The sequence below is a fragment of the Brevibacillus sp. SIMBA_040 genome (assembly GCF_046535075.1).
GTDB lineage: Bacteria > Bacillota > Bacilli > Brevibacillales > Brevibacillaceae > Brevibacillus.
This window is the reverse complement of record NZ_JAWRXI010000343.1, coordinates 1-247: the sequence shown is the minus strand read 5'-3', so window position 1 is coordinate 247 and position 247 is coordinate 1. Positions and strand designations below refer to the sequence as shown.

The window sequence follows — 247 nt, the reverse complement described above, 5'->3', positions numbered from 1 at the left end:
CTGGTTGCGCATGAGTTCGTCGTTCTGGTTACGGCTGCAGGGCCACTGAACGAGTTTCGCCTGGTGTCGGAAGGCAAGCGTTGCAATCACACCGTGGCAATGGAAAATGCGTGGGAAACCAATGACGGCGCGTTGGCTCGCGCGTGGACACTGGCCGGATATGGCATCGCTCGAAACACGATCTGGGACGCCGCAGCGGATATTCGCGCCGGCAAACTCCAGGTCGTTCTGCCGGACTGGATCGAAA

1 protein-coding gene is annotated in these 247 nt (G+C 59.5%); it reads left to right on the top strand.

The genetic code is table 11. The annotated features are described in order from the left end of the window. On the top strand, nt 1-247 hold a 247-nt coding region (locus SB752_RS33045), incomplete at both ends, for a type 2 periplasmic-binding domain-containing protein (protein WP_486320416.1).